This is a genomic window from Anaerotignum propionicum, from assembly GCF_024461735.1.
Taxonomy (GTDB): domain Bacteria; phylum Bacillota; class Clostridia; order Lachnospirales; family Anaerotignaceae; genus Chakrabartyella.
In genome coordinates, this window is record NZ_JANGAD010000002.1 from 319529 (window position 1) to 341540 (window position 22012).

Consider the following 22012-nt stretch of genomic DNA (forward strand, 5'->3'; position numbering starts at 1 on the left):
CTCAAAAAAAAGAACAGGCAATGATTATAGCAGTATGGGCTATAATCATTGCCTGTTCTTCGTAGTTCAAGAAAAATCAGGGATTTTGGCACACCTGAAAGATATAAAACTTTAGATAATAGGACTCATCTGCAGCCCAAAGAATGGGGTGGTCGGGAGATTGGGTGCGATATTCCACCTGTCGAAGACGCTTATGCACATTTTTTGCGGCCTGACCAATGGTTTGTGTGAACAATTCGGGGGTCATGAAATGGGAGCAGGAGCAGGTTGCTAAAAATCCGCCGTCTTTCACCAGTTTCATTGCCCGCAAGTTAATTTCACGGTAACCCTTGATTGCATTTTTTATGGAGTTTCTGGATTTTGTAAACGCGGGTGGATCAAGAATTATGACGTCAAATTTCTGCCCTTCCTTTTCTAAACGGGGAAGAAGCTCAAAAACGTCTTCGCATTGAAAATGAACCACGCTTTCCAAGCTGTTTAACTTGGCATTCTCTGTAGCTTGGTCAACGGCAAGCTGAGAGGCATCAATGCCCAAAACCCTTCTTGCACCTGCAATGCCCGCATTTAAAGCAAAAGAGCCTGTGTGGGTGAAGCAGTCTAATACGTCAGCCCCTTGGCAAAGCTTGTGAATGGCGGCACGGTTATATTTTTGGTCAAGAAAAAAGCCTGTTTTTTGTCCATCTTCTACATCAACCATATATTTTACGCCGTTCTCGATGATCTCAACTTTTGTATCAAAGGGATGGCTTAGGAATCCTTTCACCCGTTCCATACCTTCCTGTTGACGTACTTTTGCGTCACTTCTTTCATAAATACCCCGAATGGATATGCCGTCCTTTTCTAATATTTCAACCAAAAGGTTCAAAATATAAGTCTTCATGTTGTCAATGCCTAAGGCTAGAGATTGTACCACCAACACATCAGAGAATTTATCAACAATTAGTCCGGGTAAAAAATCCGCCTCACCAAAAATAAGGCGGCAGGAGGAGGTGTCTACGGTTTTTTTGCGGTAAGCCCACGCGGCTTCCACGCGGCGACGAAGAAAATCCTCATCAATTACGGTATTTTTATCTCGTGTCATCATTCGAATAATTATCTTTGAATGATTGTTGTAAAAGCCTGTGCCCAAGGGGTAGCCGTCAAAATCCAAAACAGATACCAACTGACCATTGACAATGCCTTCATCGGTTTGCGCAATTTCGTTATCATAAATCCAAAGCCCGCCTGCTTTTAACATGCGGCCTTCACCCTTTTTTAGGGTGACAATGGGTAATTCCATATAAAAATCCTCCTGTTGTGTGGGGTAAAAAGAATAAGGGGGGTACCGAAGCTTCGATACCCCCAAGTAATAGTACGATTATTTTTTGTCCATTTTCAGTGCTGTTTCTAAGGCAATTTCCATCATTTGCGTGAAGGTATTCTGTCTTTCTTCAGCTGTGGTTTCTTCCCCTGTAAGGGGTTTGTCCGAAATGGTTAAAAGAGCCAAAGCTCTTTTGCCCAATCTGGCTGCGTTCATGTATAAGGCCGCAGCTTCCATTTCTACGCAAAGGATGCCCATTTTTGTCCAATTTTCCATGTTGTTTGGACGGTCATCATAGAAGGTATCAGAGGACAAAATATTGCCTACCTTTAGTTCCTGCCCTAGTTCTTTTGCAGAATCCACTGCCGCTGTTAACAGTTCATAATCTGCTAAATTACAGAGGGTTCCTGCAATTTCATACTGTGCACCAAAGTTAGACGTGGTGCTTGCGCCCATGCCGGCTACAATATCTCGCAGTTGAAGCTTATCATTGAAAGCCCCTGCGGAACCGATACGGATGATATTTTCCACATCATAGAAGGAGAACAGCTCATAGCTGTAAATCCCCATGGAGGGCATGCCCATGCCGCTGGCCATAACGGAGACCCTCGTTCCCTTATATGTGCCTGTGTAGCCTTGAATACCTCTGACATTATTGACTAATACGGCGTCCTGCAAAAATGTTTCGGCGATAAATTTTGCGCGTAAGGGATCACCGGGCATCAACACGGTTTTTGCAAACTCCCCTTTTTCTGCTGAAATATGTGGTGTTGCCATAAGAAATTACCTCCTTTGTTCTCTATAGAATACAGTTTTGCTTTTTATCCTATTTCTATACCATACTATACCATTTTTTCGGTTTTAAGGGAATAGTCCATGAGAAAAAGACATTTCATATACGAAAAAACTTCCAGATAGGGTGTTTTTCATGGAAAAGGCTTGACTTTAGCTGGGGGGTATGGTATTTATGAAAGAAAGTCGGTTTTTGCCGACGGAACATTTATATAAGATAGAGGTGCAGTGCTCATGAGTAACCCTTCAAAAACGTTAAGGCGACGGTAGGGAGAAAGGGATCATTGCCGAAGTCGGGTTTTCCTGCCTTAGGGGCCTTGGCTGGTGCATTGCAAAATATGTAATGTACTGTCACTTATGTGGAGCGCTATCGGAAACTCGGAATATCCCAATATAGGATCCTTCTGAAGCCATGCGCCCCATGGCTTTGTTTTTTTGTTCTGAAATGCAGATTCTCCCATGCTACATAGATTTTTAGGGAATGGACATGCATCGGAATCCGGGAATACCTTTGTTTCAAAATAATGTGTATTGATTTCAGAAGGGAAAACAAGCTGGGGTAGATGGTAAGAGGGTATTGCCTGATAATCTTTAGTCTTAAGCAAGTTTCCATAGCGAAGGGTATAATACATTTTTTATGATTCCGGAAAGGGGAAGGGTTATGTACAACACAAAGAAAAAGCCCATGCTCAATAAGCTCATTGTATTTATGCTTTTGATCATGGCGATGACGTTCACTGTTTTTGCCGGGGAGGCGGAAGCGGGGGAAATTAGCAATATGTATGCAACATTTTGGTCCTTGGTTCCACCATTGGTAGCGATTATTTTGGCACTGATTACCAAAGAGGTTTACTCCTCTTTATTTGTAGGTATTGTTGTGGGTGCTCTGTTTTACAATAATTTTAATTTGAAACAGGCATATCTGACAATTCTTACAAATGAAACGGATGGCGGCTTGCTGGCAAAGCTGTCAAATAGTTGGAATGTAGGTATTATCATTTTCTTAGTTATTCTGGGTATTATGGTATCATTGATGAACAAGGCTGGAGGTTCTGCGGCTTACGGTGAATGGGCACGTAATAAAATTAAAACCAGAAAGGGTGCTTTGTTATCTACCTTTATGCTGGGTGTTTTAATCTTCGTTGACGATTATTTCAACTGCTTAACCGTAGGTAGTGTTATGCGTCCTGTAACAGATACGCATAAGATTTCCCGTGCAAAGCTGGCATATATTATTGATGCAACGGCAGCACCTGTTTGTATTATAGCACCCATTTCCTCTTGGGCAGCAGCAGTTGCTGGTGTTGTGAGCGGTGTGAATGGGCTGGATTTATTTATCCGTGCAATACCTTACAATTTCTATGCACTGCTTACTATTATAACTATGATAGTATTAACTGTATTAAATTTCGACTTTGGGCCTATGCGTCTGCATGAGATGAACGCCCAGATGAATGACGATATTTATACCACACCAGAAAGACCCTATGCAGATTGTTCTGATGGGGAAGTAACGGGCAAGGGGAAAGTAATTGATTTGGTATTGCCTGTTGTTGTTTTGATTATCTCCTGCGTTGTTGGTATGATTTATACCGGCGGATTTTTCGAAGGAGAAACCTTTGTGAATGCTTTTGCTGGATGCGATGCTTCTGTTGGCTTGCTTTTAGGCTCTGCTGGAGCGTTGCTTATTACATTTTTAATTTATATTCCTCGTCGTGTACTTACTTTCAACGAATTTATGTCTTGCTTGCCTGATGGTTTTAAGGCTATGGTTCCTGCAATTTTAATTTTAACTTTTGCTTGGACTTTAAGTGGTATTACCGGCCTATTGGGTGCAGACCAGTTTGTTGCAGGAATTTTAGAAAGCAACTTAGGCATGTTGCAAGTGTTATTGCCAGTTATTGTATTTTTAATTGCCGTTTTCTTAGCATTTGCAACAGGTACCTCATGGGGAACCTTCGGTATACTTTTACCTATAGTAGTGCCAATTTTAGACCCTACAAGCGAAATATTGGTCATTACTGTAGCGGCTACCTTGGCTGGTGCTGTATGTGGCGATCATTGCTCACCAATATCTGATACCACCATCATGGCTTCCACAGGCGCCCAGTGTGACCATATCAATCATGTTTCCACACAGTTACCTTATGCCTTTACGGTAGCGGCTGTTTCTGCAGTGAATTATATTTTAGCTGCTATGATTCAGAATTGGATGATTAATCTTCCCATTGCCATCGTAAGTATGATTGTTACCATTTTTATCCTTAAGGGTATTTATGATGCGAAAGAGAAAAGGGCATAATTGCCTTCATCATAGGTTGACAAAACTAGATTGAAGTAAAAAAGCAGATGGATAACATCTGCTTTTTTGTTTAGAATGAAAGTTTTTTCTTAGAATCTAAAAAAAGAAAAACCCAATTGCAAGTAGTGCTACTACCATGTAATTGGGTTTTCGTTTTTAAGTTATGTATATTACTGCTGGGAAAGAATGTGCTTTGCAACCTTAACATCTTCCCGTTTAATATGATTAATGAGCCAGCTGCCCACCTGCATATTTACTTCGCCTACCAATTGAATGGTCGCACCTTCTTTTTTTAGACGAGCCGCAATGCCATCTACCACTTTAATAAAATTCTCGTGGAGTTTTTTATGATTTTCGAAGTCGGGATACTTATATTTTTGCTGTAATATCTGTTCATGGGAAAAATGGGTTCTTGTGTACTGAGCCAAAAAATCTACGGTATTTATAACCTCGGCGCGCCCTTTGCCAGTGGAGCAAGCATCTAAAAGATTATTAATTGCCTGAATCAGTTGTTTGTGTTCTGTATCAATTTGAGTGTTTCCTGTTTCCAAATCTTTTGTCCATGTAAAAGCCATAAAATACCTCCTTATATTTTAAGCGTATTTTGTTTTAAATCATCGAAAATATCTTTTGTTATATTTTAACACATTTTATTGCAAATGCAACAACATATTAAAGAAGAATGATTACTTTTTACTAGAAACAAATAAGGATTTGGCCCAATTGCAAGGGTAGTGCTGATTGGGCTTGCGAAAAAACAATCTTTCCAGTATGATTAGGGCAAAGATGGAAAAACTCCTATGGATACAGAGAAAAGTGTTTATGATTAGTTATTAGGGTGGGGAATTTTGAAAAGCACCAAAGCGAGGTTAAGTTGAGATAAAGTAAGGGGAAACGTTTATCTTTCCCTTTTCAAGAGGAGGTATGTCCATGTTTTGGATTGGTTGTCATTTATCTGCGGCAAAGGGTTACCTTGCCATGGGTAAGGATGCGGAGAAAATCGGTGCCAATGTTTTTCAGTTTTTTACAAGAAACCCAAGAGGGGGCAATGTGAAGGCGCTGGATAAAGGGGATTTGGAGGCATATGTTGCTTTTGCCAAAGAGAAGGGGTTTGGTACGCTGTTAGCCCATGCCCCCTATACCATGAATGCCTGTTCAGCCGATGAAGGGTTGAGGGCATTTGCCCGACGGATGATGGAGGAGGACTTAGAGCGGCTGGAGCTTTTGCCCAATGTAATGTATAACTTTCATCCCGGCAGTCATGTAAAGCAGGGAGCAGAAGTGGGAATTCAGGTTATATCCCAGATGCTGAGAGAGGTTTTAAAAAATGGAGGAAAAACCCCCATTTTGTTGGAAACAATGGCGGGCAAAGGCAGTGAAGTAGGGCGTAGTTTTGAGGAAATCAATGAAATTATTCAGCAAGTGGATGGACATGAGCGGATGGGGGTTTGTTTGGATACCTGCCATGTTTATGACGGGGGTTATGACATTGTGGGGGATTTAGACGGTGTTCTGGCTGAATTCGATGGCATTATCGGTTTGGATCGGTTGCAGGCCATTCATTTAAATGATAGTAAAAACCCTATGGGAAGTCATAAAGATCGCCACGAAAAAATTGGTGAGGGGTCTTTGGGATTAGAAGGGATTTCCACAATCATAAATCACCCTAAGCTGATGCATTTGCCTTTTTATTTGGAAACGCCAAATGAGTTAGAAGGATATGGAGCGGAGATTGCGTTGTTAAAAGCGAAGAGAAAAGAAGGCTGATTCTCAAGATTTATGGGGATTGGTTGATTTAAAATATGCACTGGCAAAAATGAAATTTAAGGATGCAAAAGTTTGGGTCAAGCCTTTGCAAAGGCTTGGGGGATTGGGGGCACAGCCCCGAGACCTTGGATGTATGATTTTAAAGAACGGAGGGTTTGTATTGGAGAAAATCCATTTTTATCATAGCCCGATTGGGATATTGGTATTGGGTGAAGAGGATGGTTTCCTTACTCGTGTATCTTTTCATAAGGGAATCAATACACCTTACATCATAGAAAATACACCTTTGCTGGAAAAAACAGAGAAGCAGCTCAAGGAATATTTTAAGGGGGAAAGAATGTCTTTTGACGTTCCTTTGCGCCCTATGGGCACAGACTTTCAAAAAAAGGTGTGGCAGGCACTGGCAAGGATTCCTTATGGCGCCACTGCCTCCTATGGTGACATTGCAAAGCAGGTTGATTCGGAAAAGGCTTTTCGGGCAGTTGGCATGGCAAATAATAAGAATCCCTTGGCCATTGTCATCCCCTGTCATAGTGTCATCGGCAGTGATGGGAAATTAGTGGGTTATGGGGGCGGCTTAGAAAATAAAATTTTCTTATTAAGCCATGAAACAAAATATAGATAATAAATATGAAAAGCTGTTGGCAGGGGAGAATCAATGCCAACAGCTTTTATTGTTTGTTATAGTGTAGTCCTATTTACAACAGTTTACACTTTTTGCATTTTAAAAATTTGGGGTGCATATCCTGCCAAAATACGGATAACAATAATTTGGATCACAGTCATCACGCAGGTTTGTATGATTCTTGTAGGCATTAATGCCCAGAATGGTGTGCCATATAGCATTGAAATCCATTGGGTATTTAAAAGCAAAGACCCAATGACTTGAGTGGTTATGGACGCCAACACAATATTTTTGCCATTCACTTTTTTGTGTAGAAAAGCACCAAACAGTATACCGGTAAGGAATGCTGTGAGGGTGAACCCGGGAAAAAATTGCCCGATGGGGAACAGTGTTGCTCCAAGAAAATCTGCAGCTGCCGCCACAATCCCTGCGGAGATAGGGCCTAAAAGCATACCTGCCAAGGCAATGGGTGCGAAGGCGAACCCGATTTTTAAATCCCATGCAGAGATAGATAAAAATCGAGATAAGATAATTGAGAGCGCCATTAAGAGTGCCATAATGACAAGACGGTGGGTATAAGAAAACTTTTGTTGCATGAAAAAAGACCTCCTTTTTGTTCTGCGGGGTCTTTAAAAAAAACCCCTTCATTATCGTAAAACATTACGCAAATAGCCCCAAATTATTGGGGTTGCTGTGATAATAAAGAGGAATCGCTTCTTCATTATTTGACAGCGGGATGCGGGGTTTGTACCGCAAGGAATAACCTTTTCGTTCTCGTGGCAACTCCCCGTCCACAAGACACTTAACGCACAAAGCCCTACTCTGTATTTGCACATGGTTTCCCATGCAAATTCATTGTAACATTCTTTATCTATTGGGTAAATAGACTATTTTACAGAACAAAGGCACGAGTAAAGGAGTATTTTGAGTCAAAAGTACCCGCCAGCAAAACTCTGCCCATATCCATACCAAATTCTTTGGTTAATTTCATAAAAAGACGGTCACTTTCCATAAAGCCCCCATTGGAAAAGCAAAAACACATGGCAAAGGCATTTTTTGGAATGCTACCAAAGCCCTCTTCAGGAATTGAAACGATTTTTCGTCCATTTTCTTCCGAAAGCCTTTCTTTCAGTTCGGTTAGTTCAAAGTCCAAATGAAGAAAGCCTTGTGAGGCGTAGTAAATGGCCGTGATAAAATCTGCCAAATCCGTCTCAGCCCGAAAGGGCAGGGTATATTTTTGCGTTCGGGGGTAGTCACCCACAGTGCAGACAAACCAAGGGGTTTCTCCAGCCAAGAAGGATGCTGCATATAATTTTTTTGTCAGTATATTCGTTTCATTAACCGCAAACACTAAGGTATTCCCAGTGATTTCCGAAACGAGTGGTAATTTTTCCTGTTTGAGTAAAGAGATTAAAGAATCGGATGCGCCAATAAGGCGAATGCCGTCTGTATGAAATCCGAGCATAGGATGCCCTCCTTTGTGTTGTTTTGTATGAATACTATTGTAATATAGGGGAGCAAAAATGAAAAGAATGTTTTTATACAGGAAAAACGCTAAAAAAATCGAAAAATATTGACAGTCTATTTGGAAAATTGTTATAATTTAGGATAGCATTTTTTGTAGTATGCGTAAGAAAAGGTGAAAGCCTTTAAAATGGAGGAAAGCATATGTTGGAGTTAAAGAACGTATCTTTTTCGGCTGATGGGAAAGAGATATTAAAAAATATCAATTTAGTAATTGAAGATGAAAAATTTGTTGTTATGACAGGGCCAAATGGAGGGGGAAAATCCACATTGGCTAAGATTATCGCAGGGATTCAAAAGCCCGTCAGCGGTCAAATTTTATTGGATGGACAAGATATTACAGATTGGAGCATTACAAAGCGGGCAAATTCCGGCATTAGCTTTGCGTTTCAACAGCCTGTTCGCTTTAAAGGGGTAACGGTTAAGGATTTGATTACCCTTGCTAGTGGGAAAGCTTTAAGCACAGCTGCGGCTTGTGAATATTTGTCTGAGGTTGGCCTTTGTGCCAAAGATTATATTGACCGTGAAATTAATGGAAGCCTTTCCGGTGGAGAATTAAAGCGCATCGAGATTGCTACGGTTATGGCAAGAAAAACAAAGCTCACCTTGTTTGATGAACCTGAGGCAGGCATTGATTTATGGAGCTTTAAAAATCTAATTGATGTCTTTGAAAAAATGCATGGAGAAATTAAAGGGTCTATTTTAATTATCTCTCATCAGGAACGTATTTTGGATATTGCCGATCAGGTTGTGGTAATCAGCGGCGGTGAAGTTTCCAAGGTGGGGACAAAAGAAGAGGTTTTACCCGGATTGTTTGGTGTGGATTTGGGTTGCAAGTATTTTAAGGGGGTTTCATACCATGTTGAGTGACATTATTAAAAATTTACTCGCTGAGGTGGCAGGTATTCAAAATATTCCCACTGCCGGTGCGTTTAATATCCGTAGCAATGGTAAGAGTGCAGGACGCAATTCTACGGAAACCATTCAGATTATTCCCAAAGAGGATGGCTCGGGGATTGATATTATTGTGAAGCCCGGAACCAAGAATGAAAGTGTGCATATTCCTGCTTTGGTGACTGAAACTGATTTGCATGATGTGGTTTATAATGATTTTCATATTGGCGAAGGTGCAGATGTGACCATTGTTGCCGGTTGCGGTATCCACAACTGTGGAAGTGGAATTTCTCAGCACGATGGAATACATCGCTTTTTTGTAGGGAAAAATGCTAAAATCAAATATATTGAAAAGCATATAGGCGAAGGGGATGGCGATGGACAGAATATTATCAACCCCCAAACGCATATTATTGCAGAAGAAAACAGTTACGTGGAAATGGATACTGTACAGCTAAAAGGTGTAGATTCCACAAAACGTATTTCCAGTGCTAAGTTGGCAGAAGGAGCAACGGTTGTAATCAAAGAGAAGATTATGACCCATGGCTCTCAGTATGCAGAAACTTCTTTTGATGTTGACTTGGATGGTGCGGGGAGCAGTGCAAAGTTGATTTCCCGTTCTGTTGCCAGAGATAATTCTAGACAGCTGTTCCGTTCTAAATTAAGCGGAAACAATGCTTGCTATGGACACTCTGAATGTGATGCTATCATTATGGATCAAGGCATTGTTGCGGCAGAGCCCGAAATTATTGCAAACAATGTGGATGCATCTTTAATTCACGAGGCGGCTATCGGCAAAATTGCAGGGGAACAGTTGACAAAGCTTATGACCCTGGGATTGACGGAAAAAGAAGCGGAAGCTCAAATTATAAACGGGTTCTTAAAATAAAACCTCTCAAAGGAGATGGGTATGTGAGCAATACAGCAAAAAAGGAAATTATCAGTTGGGTTAAAACGATCCTTTTGGCGGTGGTTTTGGCCGGAGCGGTAAATACACTATTAATTGTAAATGCGCAGGTTCCAACAGGTTCTATGGAAACTACCATTATGACGGGGGATCGCATTTTGGCCCTTCGTACCTCTTATTGGTTTGACCAACCGGAAAGAGGCGATGTGGTTGTATTCCGTTATCCTGATGACCCTGAGCAGAAAACCTTATTTGTAAAGCGTATTATTGGCTTGGGCGGTGACGTGGTTCAGGTTCAAAACGGAAGTGTGCTTGTCAATGGCGAAGCTTTAAATGAGCCTTATCTGGAAGTGATAACCCAAGGGGACTTTGGTCCTTATGAGGTGCCCGATGGTAGTTATTTTATGATGGGGGATAATCGTAACAAATCCTTAGATTCCCGTTATTGGGAGCATCAGTTTGTGGAGAAAAATAAAATATTAGGCAAGGTGGTACTGCGCTACTATAAGGGCTTTAAGTGGATATCATAAGGGGAGGGCAATGGTATGAACAATAAAGACAAGCTGCTTTTAACCTTTCTTGGCTTGTTGGTGATTGTAGCTTTTATCGGCGGTCAGATGTGGAACAGTTACAAGGATTTCAGCAAAGAAAAATGGGTCAACTATGAAGGAAACAGCCGTCAAGCCATTGTGAAAGATTTTTTTGACCGAACCATTATTGACGGTATTTCCCAAGAGGAGCTAAAAGGCTATTTGGGAGAGCCTGATGATAGTAAAGATGGAGAGCTGATTTACTACTTGGGTACACCCAGAGGCTTCTTTGGTGACAAGGAAGGCCCAGAGGAGCAGCTTGTTTTTACCTTTCAGGATGGGACGGCTATCGGGGTGACCAGAGTCCCTGTAACTACCCAAGATTCAGAATAGGAGATGGTCTTTATGAAGTGTCCTTTTTGTCAAGAAGAAATGTCCCAAGGACATTTGGAATCAGGTAGATATTTTACTTGGAAGACAAAAGATGAGAACGGAAAAAAACAGGAATATCTTTTGGTAAAAAGCTATATGGGCGGAGCAAAGCTTTCGGGAGAGATTTGCCCTTATTGCCGTAAACTGATTTTAGATATACCAGAAAACCAAATATAAAAATTCGAAATGTAATTAATTTCGGATTTTTTGAGGAATAATACATAATACAATGCTTAAAAATGAAGGAGGAAAAAAATATGAAAGCGACAAAAGATATGACAATTGGTGAACTTTTAATGATGGATAGAAGTGTTGGTGCTGTTTTGATGGAAAACGGCATGCACTGTGTTGGTTGCCCTTCTGCTGCAGCAGAAACTTTGGAAGAGGCAAGCATGGTACATGGTATGGATATTGAAAAGCTTATGTCAGATATCAATGGCTATTTTGCTTCAAAGGGCGAGTAAAACAAAAAATAAACAAAAGGGCTGTAATGGAGGTTTCCATTACAGCCTAATTTTTATTCTTGTGTGTCAGCGTGGGCATTATGCTGTTCCAATTTCTCTTCTAAAAAGGAGAAATCAACACCAGTCACGCGATCAGGCCAATTTTCTCTGGCAATTTTCAACTGCTCTGTGGCAACATCCCATTTGCCTTCTTGCATCAATTCAAATATCTGAACAAAAGCAATCAAGCGTGGTAAATTTCCACCCATAGGAAGGCTAAGGAATTTCTTCTTGTATTTTTTAATGATATCCATAGCTTGGGCATTTTCTCCAAGGTGTATGAAAACATAGGCATAATTCAAGAAATAAATAGAGTTATTGGCTTTTTTCAAAGCGCTGCTATTTATGCTTCTCATTTTTTCCAATGCTGTCTTAAAATCGCCCTTTTCCATATAAGCAACAGATATATTCAAGATTAGCATTGCACGAATATTGCTTGGGTTTTTGCCCTGCAGAAGCTTTTCAGTTTCCGCTATATATGCATCGGGGTCGGATTCGATGAGAGGCATTAACCCATTTATTTTTTCGGCAAATTTTTTAAACCAATGGGCGTAAAAGGCAAGACCCACACCCATGATAAAAATAAACAGGTAAAATACAATTTGTGTACTGGCTCCCAATACACTCCCTGCACCCAAAAGCACTACCAATAATACTAATGCAGCTAAATAAAAGATTCTCATTCCTTTTCCTCCTTCGTGTAGACGCTGATTCTTCCTGACCAATCAATGGCAAAAATTTCGTTGAACGGCATTTATATGCCGTAATTGGGTTGTGATAAGTTTATATCTTTATTAGACCAACTAAAATTTCTCCATTATCTGCATCCTTGGTGAATCGGTGCATCCTTCGTTTTTATTGGAGCTCTTCCCATTGGGCAAAGAGCGATTCCAACTGTTCTTCAAGCTTCGTTTTTTCTTCAAAAATCTGCTGTGCTTTTGTATAATCCGTGCTGGCATTGGCCATATCTTCGTCCGCTTTTGCAATGGCACTCTCGGTTTCTTCAATTTCTTGCTCTAAACGAGAAATCTTAGCTGCAAGCTTTCTTTCTGCCGCCTGTTGCTCCTTTTGCTTTAACCAATCTACCTTTGTTTCGCTGACTGCCACTGGTGCGGTGGAGGAGGATATCCCGGCTTCTTTTAGGCGTTCTGCCTCATTCCGGGCTTGCTCTGCCTTTTTTTCCAGATAATAATCATAGTTGCCTGTATATTGGGTAACTCCGTTTGGGGATAATTCCAAGATTTTTTCTGCTGTTTTGTTAATAAAATAACGGTCGTGGGAAATGTAAACAACGGTTCCCTCATAGCAATTTAAGGCATTTTCCAACACTTCCTTTGAGAACATATCCAAATGGTTAGTAGGCTCATCCAGCATAAGCAGATTGGCTTTGGAAAGCATAATTTTTGCTAGGGAGACACGGCCTTTCTCACCGCCACTTAAAGCAGAAATGGGTTTAAAAACATCATCATTGGTAAAAACAAAGGCTGCCAATACGTTTCGGATTTGTCCTGCTGTGAGATTTGGATAGGTATCAGAAATTTCTGCAAAAATAGTTTTAGTTTCATCCAGCTTTTGCTGTTCCTGATCATAGTATCCCACGTGGACATTGGTGCCCAAGCGAATAATGCCGGAATCCGCGGTAACCTCTCGCAGAAGCATTTTAAATAAAGTAGATTTACCTACACCATTAGGCCCAATAATTGCTGCTTTTTCTCCACGCTTGACATCAAACCCCACAGATTGGAATATTTTATTGCCCCCGTAAGACTTGGAAAGGTCTTCGGTATGAAGCACGTCATTTCCGCTGATAATAAGGGGAGATAGCGTGAGACGCATTTGGTCGGGCAGAGACTCAGGTCTCGCTACACGCTCTATTTTATCTAAGGTTTTCTCACGGCTTTCCGCACGTTTAATGGACTTTTCCCGATTAAAGGAGCGAAGGGTGCGAATAACATCTTCTTGATGTTTGATTTCCTTTTGCTGATTATCAAAGGCCTTCTGCTGAATGTCTCTGTTGATTTCCTTTTGCTGGGTATAAAAGCTATAGTTTCCGTTGTAGATATAGGATTTTTTATGTTCAATTTCCACAACCTTAGTGACAATTCTATCTAAGAAATAGCGGTCGTGAGAAATAATCAATACAGCTCCGTCATAGCTTCTAAGGAAATCCTCCAACCATTCGATTGAAGCGATGTCCAAATGGTTTGTGGGCTCGTCCAAAAGGAGAATATCAGGCTTGGAAAGCAAAAGTTTACCAAGAAAAATGCGGGTTTTTTGACCACCGGAAAGCTGAGAAAGAGGGCGGTTAAAATCAGCCTCTCCAAAACCTAGGCCTTTTAGTACACCCCGCAGACGGCTTTGATAGCTATAACCGTCGTTTTGCTCAAAAAAATGTTGTAAACGAGAATATTCTTCCATCTTGTCGGACAATTCCTGTCCCGCAAGCGTCCCCATCTTGTTTTCCATTTCACGAAGAAGCTTTTCTGTTTCCAAAATTTTTTCAAAAACCGATAGCATTTCTTCATAGATTGTTCGTGTGCTTTCGGTTTGCTGATTCTGTGCCATATACCCCAGAGAAGCATCTTTTTTCATGTAATACTCTCCGCCGTCGGCGGACGTTTCTCCTGTAAGTACACGGAACAAAGTGGTTTTGCCCGCGCCGTTTACCCCTACAATTGCGGCTTTTTCCTTTTCTTCCAAATGGAAGGTAATTTTGTCTAAAACTACATCAATGCCATAAGCCTTGTGTAGATCTTTGCATGCTAGTATCATAGTTCTGTCCTCCGTATTTTCTGGGGATACAGGTATAATCATAACAGAAAAAGGCTGATAATAAAAGAGTTATTGTTGACAATAAAATAACATAAGTGCTATACTGATTCTAAGTTGACAAGAGAGGATTTGGATAAAATGGACAGTGAGAAGAGAATTTCGCCGGCGGTGATAAATCGGCTCCCAAGGTATTACCGCTATCTGGGCGATCTTTTGGAGAGCGATATTACCAGAATATCGTCTAAGGAGCTTAGTGCAAAAATGAACATCACTGCATCTCAAATTCGCCAGGATTTAAATAATTTCGGTGGTTTTGGGCAGCAGGGCTACGGGTACAACGTAGAGTATCTGCACAATGAAATTAAGAAGATTCTCGGGTTGGACAGGTTATACAATATGATTGTGGTTGGTGGAGGAAATATTGGTCAGGCTTTGGTTAATTATACCAATTTTGAAAAACGTGGTTTTGTGATCAAGGCTGTGTTCGACATTAACCCACGCATCATCGGAATGACCATCCGTGGTGTAGAAGTTCATGATGTTGACAAAATGGAAGAATACATTAAAAACAATAGTATAGATGTTGCAATTCTTACTTTGCCACGTTCAAAGGCGGTTAAGGTTGCCAACGACTTAGCTAAATGGGGCGTGAAGGGTATGTGGAACTTCAGCCACGTTGATTTGCAGGTGCCTGAGGATGTTTTGGTTGAAAATGTGCATTTGACAGACAGCTTAATGACCTTGCTTTATAAAATAAACGAGATGTATAGCGAGGAAAGCGAATTGCACCACCTTGCCAATGGATTACCCATTAAGCCAATTGTGGATTTGGAAGACTAAACATGAAAAAAACTGCTCCCTAGCGGGCAGTTTTTATTTTATATAAAAAGGGTGAGTGATTTGGTTCATATTTTTGCTTTTATTTCATATGTGTTTGTATCTTGTATAACACCGGGGCCCAATAATATCATGTGCATGAACAATGGAGCAAAATATGGTGTGAAAAAAAGTCTGCCTTTTTGTGCAGGGGTGGCCACTGGTTTTTCTTTGATTTTAGTTTGCAGTATTTTATGTAATCTCTTTTTGTTTCGCTATATTCCCAAAATAGTTCAAATCATGACGGTTTTAGGTGCGGCTTACATACTTTATTTGGCATGGGTGATATGGAGAGATAAGCCAAAGGCAGTAAAAGAGGGCAGACGCCAGTTGGATACACGGGGTTTTTTTACTGCGGTGATGCTTCAGTTTGTCAATCCCAAGGGGTTGTTATTTGGAATAACCTTGATTTCCAATTTTGTTTTTCCTTATGACCAGTCAATAAAAGCTTTTTTGGTTGTGCTTGTGTTTAACTGGTTTGTGGTTATATTAAGCTGCGGTTGCTGGGTACTTTTTGGTTCTGTATTTCGTAGTTTTTTTGATAAGAATAAGAAGCTATTGAATGGTATTATGGCGTTGCTTTTGGTTTATTGTGCGGCATCTTTATTCCTGTAACATAAAAATTTTTGTTCTTTTTAAGAGGGAGTGCGTTATAAAAATAAAATAAGAAGTATTGCAGTGAGGAGCTATGGGAATGATTTCGGAAACAGAAGAAAAGAAGAGCTACATATTTACGAATAAAGATTTAAAAAGACTAATTGTGCCTATCATCATTGAGCAATTTTTGGCGATTTTAGTGGGACTATCCGATTCAATCATGGTTGCAAGCGTTGGTGAGCACGCCGTTTCCGGTGTTTCTTTGGTGGATAATATTTTTGTATTGGTTATTTTCCTCTTTGGAGCCCTTGCCACAGGCGGTGCTGTGGTTGCAGGACAATTTCTTGGTCAGAATAATCAGGAAAAGGCATGTCAGGCTACAGATCAGCTTGTGATTTTAACAGCAGTTTCCTCTCTTTTGATTACAGCGGGAATTTATCTTTCAAGGGATTTGATTTTACATAATATTTTTGGTAAAATTCAGCCCAATGTAATGGAAAGTGCCAAAACATATTTAATGATTGTAACTGCATCCATTCCCTTTATTGCCCTCTATAATGCAGGCGCAGGCATCTTTCGTGCCATGGGTAATTCTAGAGTTCCTATGTATCTTTCTTTATTGATGAATACAATCAACGTTGGGGGAAACGCAGTTTTGATTTTTGGTTTTGGCATGGGTGTTATGGGGGCTGCAATTCCTACGTTGGTTTCTCGTATGGTTGCCGCTATGGGGATTATGCTTCTCTTGCGGGGGCAGGAACACACCCTTCACCTTTCCAGACCTTTTTCTTTTCGCCCAAATAAGATATTATTGAAAAAGATTGCTTTTATTGGGATTCCCAATGGCTTGGAAAACAGTATGTTTCAATTGGGTAAGATTTTAGTTTTGAGTATGATAACCTCCTTTGGTACAGCTGCCATTGCAGCAAATGCCGTTGGGAATATTGTTGCCATGTTCCAAGTGATGCCGGGGATGGCGGCCAGTATGGCTCTTGTGACGGTATGTTCCCGCTGTGTTGGAGCAGGGGATTATGATATGGCCAGATATTATACCCGAAAAATTTTAAAGTTGATTCATTTGCTGATTTTTGTTTTCAATGCTATTATTTTACTGGCGTTGCCATGGATTTTGAAACTGTATCATCTATCTCCGGAGGCAACAAAAATGACGACGGAAATTGCGTGGCTCCATGGAATTTGTGCCATTATCATATGGCCGGAGGCTTTTTCCCTTGCCAATACCCTAAGAGCCGCAAATGATGTGAAATTTTGTATGGTTTGGTCTGTTTTTTCTATGTGGCTTTTCCGTATTGTATTCAGCTATATCTTAGGGGTATATTTCCACATGGGTCTTTATGGTGTTTGGATTGCCATGATTATTGACTGGTGTGTAAGAGCCATGTTTTTTATTGTCCGCTATCGTGGAACAAAATGGCAGCAGCACTGCATTTAGCATAAAAATATAGGTTATTTGCAATAAAACAGGGAGTTTCCATGATAAAAGTCATGCAACTCCCTGTTTTTTGATTGTATAATGGAAAAAGTTACGGTTGATCTTCTAGATACTATAAGCCTAAATGTTAAAAGAAAAATCTTTTTTCTAAATTCTCTTCCTCAGGATAAACAAAAATCTCTGTTCTCGGCTTATTTCTTTTTCACGGGATAGCAAACCTCGGTTACCCACTGAGTGCTATCGGAGGTTTCATGAGGGCTGATGTGATAAATGGAGAAAGAGAGACCGTTGAATTCATAATCATTGTCCCTAACCCAATTTGCAACGGCCTCATTCACCTCACTGATTTTTTCGTAGCTGCCTTGATAGGTGGCAGAAGCAATTAAAACGGGAGGAACAGTTTTAAAAACAACATGCTCTGTGTTGGGATAAGTTCCCTTCACAGATTTTTGCACCTCTACATCTACATCCGTTTCTTTATGCTCACCATCATGAAAAATAGCCAGTGTATAACAGGGTTCTGTATCCTGTATCTGAAGGGGCGCGGTTTCCGCCATCAGGGTATGCCAAAGTATCCCTTCTTGGTCATAGGCGGGGATAATTTGTCTAACGCTTGCCACATATCTTTCTGGCATTTCTTTTAATGATACACTATAGGTCATAATTGATTCATCCTTTCTGAGTTTGGCTATGGTTGTTTCCAAAAGAACCAAACGGCGGCGAATGTCCTCAGCGTCTTCCATGACCTCTGCTCTTTTTACAGCTAGCAATTGGGCAAAGGTCTCTGGATTATCAAAGTTTTCTATAATTTCTTTAATAACTGCTAAAGAAAACCCCATTTGTTTTAATGAAGTAATTCTTTCTGCAATAGGGAGTTGTGCCTCGTTGTAATAGCGGTAACCGCTATCGCAGGCAATGGTCTTTGGCTCCAAAAGCCCTATTTCGTCATAATGGCGCAGCATTCGTATGCTAATTCTTGATAATTTTGAAAACACACCAATTTTAAGCATTTTATCACCTCACGTGGGTTATTTTTTGAGCTCAGATTTAGTATAGGGTATGACATAATGTGAGAGTCAATAGGTAATTTTAAAAAAAGTCCCCTTGGCGAACAAAGCAGGCCAAAGGGATAAATTTTATTTTGTTTTACCAAGATACGCTTCCTTGATTTCATCATTTGCCAAAAGCTCGGCTCCGGTTCCTTCCATGGTTATGTTACCGGTTTCAATAACATAGGCCTTGTGTGCAATTTTTAAAGCCATGTTCGCGTTTTGCTCAATCAATAAAACGGTAATGCCCTCTTGATTGATTGTTTGAATAATATTGAAAATATCCCTTACCACCAAAGGTGCCAAACCCAAGGAGGGTTCATCCATCATAATCACCTTTGGCTTACTCATTAGCGCCCGTCCCACTGCCAGCATTTGCTGTTCACCGCCGGAAAGGGTGCCTGCCATTTGCCATTCTCGTTCTCTTAGGCGAGGGAATAGGGAGAAAACATATTCTAAATCATCTTTTAGGTTATCTTTACGCAAATATGCACCGATTTTAAGGTTTTCCATTACAGTTAGGTTGGGGAATACCCTTCGTCCCTCGGGAACGAGGGTAATACCCTGAGAGACTATAAAATCAGGAGACTGTCCCACAATTTCCTTTCCTTTATAGAGAATGGAAGCTTGCTTTGGCTTCACTAAGCCGGAAATGGACTTTAGAGTGGTGGATTTACCGGCACCATTGGCGCCAATTAGTGTTACAATTTCTCCTTCTGGCACAGTCATATGAATGCCTTTTACAGCCTCAATACCTCCATAGGAGACCACTAAATTTTTGATTTCTAATATATTACTCATCTTCAGCCACCCCCAAATATGCATCAATAACCCTTTGATTATTTTGAATTTCATTGGGTGTGCCATCTGCAATCATTTTACCAAAATCGATTACATAGATACGGTCGGAAATATCCATAACCAGATTCATGTGGTGCTCAATCATAAAAACCGTAAGATGAAATTGATCTCTGATTTTTTTGATAAAAGCAGTTAGTTCGTCAGTCTCCTGGGGATTCAACCCTGCAGCGGGCTCATCCAATAAAAGCAGGGAAGGATTGGTTGCCAAAGCACGGGCAATCTCCAAATGTCGTTGTTTTCCATAGGGGAGGCCGCTGGATTTTTCGTCCTTTAGGTCGTATAAGTCCAAAATGCGCAAAAGCTCCAAGGAATCCTCCTTCATCTTCTTTTCTTCCTTCCAATTCAGAAGGAAGGTATCGGCAAATACATTGGCTTTCATGCGCATATGCTTTGCAATCAAAACATTTTCTAAAACAGTGAGCTCTTTAAACAGACGAATGTTTTGAAAGGTTCGGGCAATGCCCAGTTTTGTAATTTTATCAGGGGTTGGCTCCAATACTTTTTTGTATTTCCCCTTATTTTCCCCTGCATACATTTTTTCCATTTTACCCTTGGGGTAGTTAGAGATGATAAGCTTATTCTCAAAGTCTACACTGCCATTGGTTGGTGCATAAACACCGGTAATGACATTAAAGGCTGTTGTTTTTCCTGCACCGTTTGGGCCGATGAGAGAAACGATTTCTCCCTTATGTACCTCTAGGGAAAGGTTATTTACAGCTACAACACCACCAAATTGCATGGTAACATCTTGTACGGAAAGAACTTTCTCACTCACAGCCCTCACCTCCTGCCTTTTTCTTTTTATCCAGCCGATTTAATATAAAATCCCAGTTGAATTCTTTCATACCCATGATGCCCCGGCGGAAGAACAGAACAACAAGCATTAAAATGACAGAGAAAACCACCATACGGAAGCCGTTTTTTAGTAGAGGAACCTTGAAGGTGCCGATAAAGGTTTCCATATCTAAGAAACGCAGCCACCATTCCCTTGCGGCAATAACCAGAAGAGAAGAAAGTATACTGCCGGAAACAGACCCCATACCGCCGATTACAACAATCAATAAAATATTATAGGTTAACGTAATATTAAAGGTGGTAGAGGTAATTGCCCCCAGATACATACCCATTAACGCACCACCAACCCCTGCAAAAAAGGAGCTGATGATGAAGGAAAGCTGTTTATGCTTTGCAAGGTTGATGCCCATTGCTTCTGCGGCAATTTCGTCCTCTCGGATGGCCTTGAAGGAGCGGCCGTAGGAGGAACGAATGAGGAGGCAAACGACAAAAATGCAAATTCCTACAACGATAAATGGAAAATAAAAGTTAGGAAACTTGGGAATCAGCTTTAGTCCCAAGGAGCCGTTGGTGACACGATTCATGGGGGAACTGCCTACAATGATACGAACGATTTCTGCAAAGCCTAAGGTGGCAATTGCGAAATAATCGCTTTTTAGGCGAAGCACGGGGGCACCAATGATTGCCGCAAGGATTGCCGCCACAAGGCCTGCCAAAACCAGTCCTGCCCAGATGGGCACTTGAAGATTGGAAAGCCAATCGGCAACGCCGTAAAGATAGTATACACCGGGGCGGCTTTTAGCTGGGATGGTAAAGATGGCAAAGGTATATGCACCAACTGCCATAAAGCCTGCCTGCCCTAGGGAAAATAAACCGGTAAAACCGTTTAACAAATTCATGGAAACTGCCACAAGGGCATAGATTGCGCCTAATTGCAATACAGTGCGAAGCATGAAGGTTGGTCTTGTAAAATGATTTACATAATACAAAACACTAGCACAGGCCAAAAGGGCAATCACGGAAAAAAGGATTTTCAATTGGGTTTTCTTTTTTTCTGTCATATGTTTTACACCTTCTCAGTTATTTTTTCGCCAAACAGACCTGTTGGCTTAATCAGTAATATGACGATGAGCAAAATAAACGTAAATACATCGCTAAATTCAGAATAGCCTGCCGCCTTAATAAAGGTTTCTGATAGACCGATGATAAAGCCACCTAAAACTGCCCCGGGAATAGAACCGATGCCCCCGAATACTGCCGCAATAAAGCATTTTAACCCTGGCAGTGAGCCGGCAAGAGGGTATACAGAGGGACGAGGGGTGAAATAAAGGATAGAGCCAAGAGCCGCCAAAAAACAGCCAATGACGAAGGTGATGCTGATGACACGATTGATCTTAATGCCCATGAGCTGAGAGGTTTCAAAATCCTTGGAAACAGCTCTCATGGCCATACCGATTTTTGTATGATTGATTAACTGCATTAGTATAAACACAAATCCCAGAGTTAATATGGGGGTGATAAAAGTTACTACCGAGGTGGAAATGCCACCAATGGAAATGGTTTTTGTAAGAAAACCAATGGTGGGGTAAGGCTTCGGCAAAGCTGAAAACAGATAAGTGGCTACGTTTTGCAAGAAATAGGAAACGCCAATTGCAGAAATCATAATAGACATACGGGGGGCGCTTCTTAAAGGCTTGTAAGCCAATTTTTCAATACATACGCCAAGAGCCACCGTTGCTGAAATAACCACTAGGATTGCAATATACCAGGGTAAAGCGAAATTTACCATGGAAAAAATCATAAAATAAGCCGCCATCATGAAGATATCCCCATGGGCGAAGTTAATCAAGCGTAAAATGCCATATACCATGGTATAGCCAATGGCTATGAGGGCATATATACCGCCGATGGAAATACCTGTTAAACAATATTGTAAAAATGCATTTGCTGTCATGGTTAAAACCTCCAGACAAAAATAATTGATTGTGCGGCTTGAAAAGGTTTAAAAAGGGAAGGTATCCCATTAGGATAAG

The 22012-nt window shown here is 40.8% G+C and carries 24 protein-coding genes and 2 riboswitches; of the genes, 12 read left to right on the plus strand and 12 right to left on the minus strand.

Annotated elements, in window-relative coordinates; genetic code table 11:
• Window positions 1-76: 76 nt before the first annotated feature.
• Together NE558_RS04095 and deoD are read right to left on the minus strand one after the other, a co-directional pair.
• Complete coding sequence (locus NE558_RS04095; RefSeq protein ID WP_256148640.1) at window positions 77-1279, minus strand: class I SAM-dependent rRNA methyltransferase; 1203 nt, start codon at window positions 1277-1279, stop codon at window positions 77-79.
• Window positions 1280-1357: 78 nt separating this feature from the next.
• Window positions 1358-2077 (minus strand): purine-nucleoside phosphorylase, encoded by a 720-nt coding sequence (gene deoD, locus NE558_RS04100; protein ID WP_256148641.1) that lies wholly within the window; start codon window positions 2075-2077, stop codon window positions 1358-1360.
• A 225-nt stretch (window positions 2078-2302) separates the two neighbouring features.
• Window positions 2303-2470: riboswitch (Lysine riboswitch) on the plus strand.
• A 283-nt stretch (window positions 2471-2753) separates the two neighbouring features.
• Here deoD and NE558_RS04105 point away from each other — a divergent pair.
• A complete protein-coding gene (locus tag NE558_RS04105; RefSeq protein ID WP_256148642.1) occupies window positions 2754-4394 on the plus strand; it encodes a Na+/H+ antiporter NhaC family protein in 1641 nt (546 codons plus the stop codon).
• Window positions 4395-4564: 170 nt separating this feature from the next.
• Here NE558_RS04105 and NE558_RS04110 read toward each other — a convergent pair whose 3' ends face one another.
• The gene (locus tag NE558_RS04110) at window positions 4565-4969 is read right to left on the minus strand and encodes a bacteriohemerythrin (protein ID WP_256148643.1); all 405 of its coding nucleotides are present in this window, start codon (window positions 4967-4969) and stop codon (window positions 4565-4567) included.
• Between the two features lie 355 nt (window positions 4970-5324).
• Here NE558_RS04110 and NE558_RS04115 point away from each other — a divergent pair, with 355 nt between their 5' ends.
• Both NE558_RS04115 and NE558_RS04120 read left to right on the plus strand, forming a co-directional pair.
• A complete protein-coding gene (locus NE558_RS04115) occupies window positions 5325-6161 on the plus strand; it encodes a deoxyribonuclease IV (RefSeq protein WP_256148644.1) in 837 nt (278 codons plus the stop codon).
• Between the two features lie 19 nt (window positions 6162-6180).
• Window positions 6181-6786, plus strand: a complete 606-nt coding sequence (locus NE558_RS04120) for a methylated-DNA--[protein]-cysteine S-methyltransferase (protein WP_330643376.1) — start codon at window positions 6181-6183, stop codon at window positions 6784-6786.
• An 83-nt stretch (window positions 6787-6869) separates the two neighbouring features.
• On the opposite strand, the gene NE558_RS04125 is transcribed toward NE558_RS04120, so the two are convergent.
• Entirely contained in the window at window positions 6870-7382 is a 513-nt protein-coding gene (locus tag NE558_RS04125) for a folate family ECF transporter S component (RefSeq protein ID WP_256148645.1), read from the minus strand.
• 131 nt (window positions 7383-7513) lie between these two features.
• Window positions 7514-7613, minus strand: a riboswitch (THF riboswitch).
• 65 nt (window positions 7614-7678) lie between these two features.
• Entirely contained in the window at window positions 7679-8251 is a 573-nt protein-coding gene (locus NE558_RS04130; RefSeq protein ID WP_256148646.1) for a hypothetical protein, read from the minus strand.
• Window positions 8252-8454: 203 nt separating this feature from the next.
• Here NE558_RS04130 and NE558_RS04135 point away from each other — a divergent pair, with 203 nt between their 5' ends.
• From NE558_RS04135 to NE558_RS04160, 6 genes are all read left to right on the plus strand, one after another.
• Window positions 8455-9180 (plus strand): ABC transporter ATP-binding protein, encoded by a 726-nt coding sequence (locus NE558_RS04135; protein ID WP_256148647.1) that lies wholly within the window; start codon window positions 8455-8457, stop codon window positions 9178-9180.
• Window positions 9170-10093 carry a SufB/SufD family protein gene (locus NE558_RS04140; protein ID WP_256148648.1) on the plus strand — a complete coding sequence of 308 codons (924 nt, stop codon included), beginning with the start codon at window positions 9170-9172 and terminating at the stop codon, window positions 10091-10093. Before NE558_RS04135 ends, NE558_RS04140 begins: the two co-directional genes overlap by 11 nt.
• 23 nt (window positions 10094-10116) lie before the next feature.
• Complete coding sequence (lepB, locus tag NE558_RS04145; RefSeq protein WP_256148649.1) at window positions 10117-10641, plus strand: signal peptidase I; 525 nt, start codon at window positions 10117-10119, stop codon at window positions 10639-10641.
• Window positions 10642-10656: 15 nt separating this feature from the next.
• Window positions 10657-11034 (plus strand): hypothetical protein, encoded by a 378-nt coding sequence (locus NE558_RS04150; protein WP_256148650.1) that lies wholly within the window; start codon window positions 10657-10659, stop codon window positions 11032-11034.
• Window positions 11035-11046: 12 nt separating this feature from the next.
• On the plus strand, window positions 11047-11250 hold the full coding sequence (locus NE558_RS04155) for a PF20097 family protein (RefSeq protein ID WP_256148651.1): 204 nt from the start codon (window positions 11047-11049) through the stop codon (window positions 11248-11250).
• Window positions 11251-11330: 80 nt separating this feature from the next.
• Window positions 11331-11537, plus strand: a complete 207-nt coding sequence (locus tag NE558_RS04160; RefSeq protein WP_066046796.1) for a DUF1858 domain-containing protein — start codon at window positions 11331-11333, stop codon at window positions 11535-11537.
• 53 nt (window positions 11538-11590) lie between these two features.
• On the opposite strand, the gene NE558_RS04165 is transcribed toward NE558_RS04160, so the two are convergent.
• Both NE558_RS04165 and NE558_RS04170 read right to left on the minus strand, forming a co-directional pair.
• Complete coding sequence (locus tag NE558_RS04165) at window positions 11591-12259, minus strand: tetratricopeptide repeat protein (RefSeq protein WP_256148652.1); 669 nt, start codon at window positions 12257-12259, stop codon at window positions 11591-11593.
• Window positions 12260-12431: 172 nt separating this feature from the next.
• Complete coding sequence (locus NE558_RS04170; RefSeq protein ID WP_256148653.1) at window positions 12432-14348, minus strand: ABC-F family ATP-binding cassette domain-containing protein; 1917 nt, start codon at window positions 14346-14348, stop codon at window positions 12432-12434.
• A 138-nt stretch (window positions 14349-14486) separates the two neighbouring features.
• Between NE558_RS04170 and NE558_RS04175 the strand changes: the two genes are divergently transcribed.
• The 3 genes from NE558_RS04175 (at window position 14487) to NE558_RS04185 (ending at window position 17274) form a co-directional block, all read left to right on the plus strand.
• Window positions 14487-15188 (plus strand): redox-sensing transcriptional repressor Rex, encoded by a 702-nt coding sequence (locus NE558_RS04175; RefSeq protein WP_066046802.1) that lies wholly within the window; start codon window positions 14487-14489, stop codon window positions 15186-15188.
• 60 nt (window positions 15189-15248) lie between these two features.
• On the plus strand, window positions 15249-15839 hold the full coding sequence (locus NE558_RS04180) for a LysE family translocator (RefSeq protein ID WP_256148655.1): 591 nt from the start codon (window positions 15249-15251) through the stop codon (window positions 15837-15839).
• 79 nt (window positions 15840-15918) lie between these two features.
• A complete protein-coding gene (locus NE558_RS04185) occupies window positions 15919-17274 on the plus strand; it encodes an MATE family efflux transporter (RefSeq protein WP_256148656.1) in 1356 nt (451 codons plus the stop codon).
• Window positions 17275-17465: 191 nt separating this feature from the next.
• Here the strand turns inward: NE558_RS04185 and NE558_RS04190 are convergent, their stop codons facing one another.
• The 5 genes from NE558_RS04190 to NE558_RS04210 form a co-directional block, all read right to left on the minus strand.
• Complete coding sequence (locus tag NE558_RS04190) at window positions 17466-18284, minus strand: MerR family transcriptional regulator (protein ID WP_256148657.1); 819 nt, start codon at window positions 18282-18284, stop codon at window positions 17466-17468.
• 126 nt (window positions 18285-18410) lie between these two features.
• The gene (locus tag NE558_RS04195; RefSeq protein ID WP_256148802.1) at window positions 18411-19115 is read right to left on the minus strand and encodes an ABC transporter ATP-binding protein; all 705 of its coding nucleotides are present in this window, start codon (window positions 19113-19115) and stop codon (window positions 18411-18413) included.
• Window position 19116: 1 nt separating this feature from the next.
• Window positions 19117-19923, minus strand: a complete 807-nt coding sequence (locus NE558_RS04200; RefSeq protein ID WP_256148803.1) for an ABC transporter ATP-binding protein — start codon at window positions 19921-19923, stop codon at window positions 19117-19119.
• 28 nt (window positions 19924-19951) lie between these two features.
• Window positions 19952-21040 carry a branched-chain amino acid ABC transporter permease gene (locus tag NE558_RS04205; protein ID WP_256148658.1) on the minus strand — a complete coding sequence of 363 codons (1089 nt, stop codon included), beginning with the start codon at window positions 21038-21040 and terminating at the stop codon, window positions 19952-19954.
• A gap of 5 nt (window positions 21041-21045) precedes the next feature.
• Window positions 21046-21933 carry a branched-chain amino acid ABC transporter permease gene (locus NE558_RS04210; RefSeq protein WP_256148659.1) on the minus strand — a complete coding sequence of 296 codons (888 nt, stop codon included), beginning with the start codon at window positions 21931-21933 and terminating at the stop codon, window positions 21046-21048.
• Window positions 21934-22012: the final 79 nt, after the last annotated feature.

What these genes read in the sequence shown, in the direction of transcription:
- NE558_RS04095 (WP_256148640.1), bottom strand. Translation starts at nt 1,279, where the DNA reads ATGGAATTACCCATTGTCACCCTAAAAAAGGGTGAAGGCCGCATGTTA.
- deoD (WP_256148641.1), bottom strand. Translation starts at nt 2,077, where the DNA reads ATGGCAACACCACATATTTCAGCAGAAAAAGGGGAGTTTGCAAAAACC.
- NE558_RS04105 (WP_256148642.1), top strand. Translation starts at nt 2,754, where the DNA reads ATGTACAACACAAAGAAAAAGCCCATGCTCAATAAGCTCATTGTATTT.
- NE558_RS04110 (WP_256148643.1), bottom strand. Translation starts at nt 4,969, where the DNA reads ATGGCTTTTACATGGACAAAAGATTTGGAAACAGGAAACACTCAAATT.
- NE558_RS04115 (WP_256148644.1), top strand. Translation starts at nt 5,325, where the DNA reads ATGTTTTGGATTGGTTGTCATTTATCTGCGGCAAAGGGTTACCTTGCC.
- NE558_RS04125 (WP_256148645.1), bottom strand. Translation starts at nt 7,382, where the DNA reads ATGCAACAAAAGTTTTCTTATACCCACCGTCTTGTCATTATGGCACTC.
- NE558_RS04130 (WP_256148646.1), bottom strand. Translation starts at nt 8,251, where the DNA reads ATGCTCGGATTTCATACAGACGGCATTCGCCTTATTGGCGCATCCGAT.
- NE558_RS04135 (WP_256148647.1), top strand. Translation starts at nt 8,455, where the DNA reads ATGTTGGAGTTAAAGAACGTATCTTTTTCGGCTGATGGGAAAGAGATA.
- NE558_RS04140 (WP_256148648.1), top strand. Translation starts at nt 9,170, where the DNA reads ATGTTGAGTGACATTATTAAAAATTTACTCGCTGAGGTGGCAGGTATT.
- NE558_RS04150 (WP_256148650.1), top strand. Translation starts at nt 10,657, where the DNA reads ATGAACAATAAAGACAAGCTGCTTTTAACCTTTCTTGGCTTGTTGGTG.
- NE558_RS04155 (WP_256148651.1), top strand. Translation starts at nt 11,047, where the DNA reads ATGAAGTGTCCTTTTTGTCAAGAAGAAATGTCCCAAGGACATTTGGAA.
- NE558_RS04160 (WP_066046796.1), top strand. Translation starts at nt 11,331, where the DNA reads ATGAAAGCGACAAAAGATATGACAATTGGTGAACTTTTAATGATGGAT.
- NE558_RS04165 (WP_256148652.1), bottom strand. Translation starts at nt 12,259, where the DNA reads ATGAGAATCTTTTATTTAGCTGCATTAGTATTATTGGTAGTGCTTTTG.
- NE558_RS04170 (WP_256148653.1), bottom strand. Translation starts at nt 14,348, where the DNA reads ATGATACTAGCATGCAAAGATCTACACAAGGCTTATGGCATTGATGTA.
- NE558_RS04175 (WP_066046802.1), top strand. Translation starts at nt 14,487, where the DNA reads ATGGACAGTGAGAAGAGAATTTCGCCGGCGGTGATAAATCGGCTCCCA.
- NE558_RS04185 (WP_256148656.1), top strand. Translation starts at nt 15,919, where the DNA reads ATGATTTCGGAAACAGAAGAAAAGAAGAGCTACATATTTACGAATAAA.
- NE558_RS04190 (WP_256148657.1), bottom strand. Translation starts at nt 18,284, where the DNA reads ATGCTTAAAATTGGTGTGTTTTCAAAATTATCAAGAATTAGCATACGA.
- NE558_RS04200 (WP_256148803.1), bottom strand. Translation starts at nt 19,923, where the DNA reads ATGCAATTTGGTGGTGTTGTAGCTGTAAATAACCTTTCCCTAGAGGTA.
- NE558_RS04205 (WP_256148658.1), bottom strand. Translation starts at nt 21,040, where the DNA reads ATGACAGAAAAAAAGAAAACCCAATTGAAAATCCTTTTTTCCGTGATT.
- NE558_RS04210 (WP_256148659.1), bottom strand. Translation starts at nt 21,933, where the DNA reads ATGACAGCAAATGCATTTTTACAATATTGTTTAACAGGTATTTCCATC.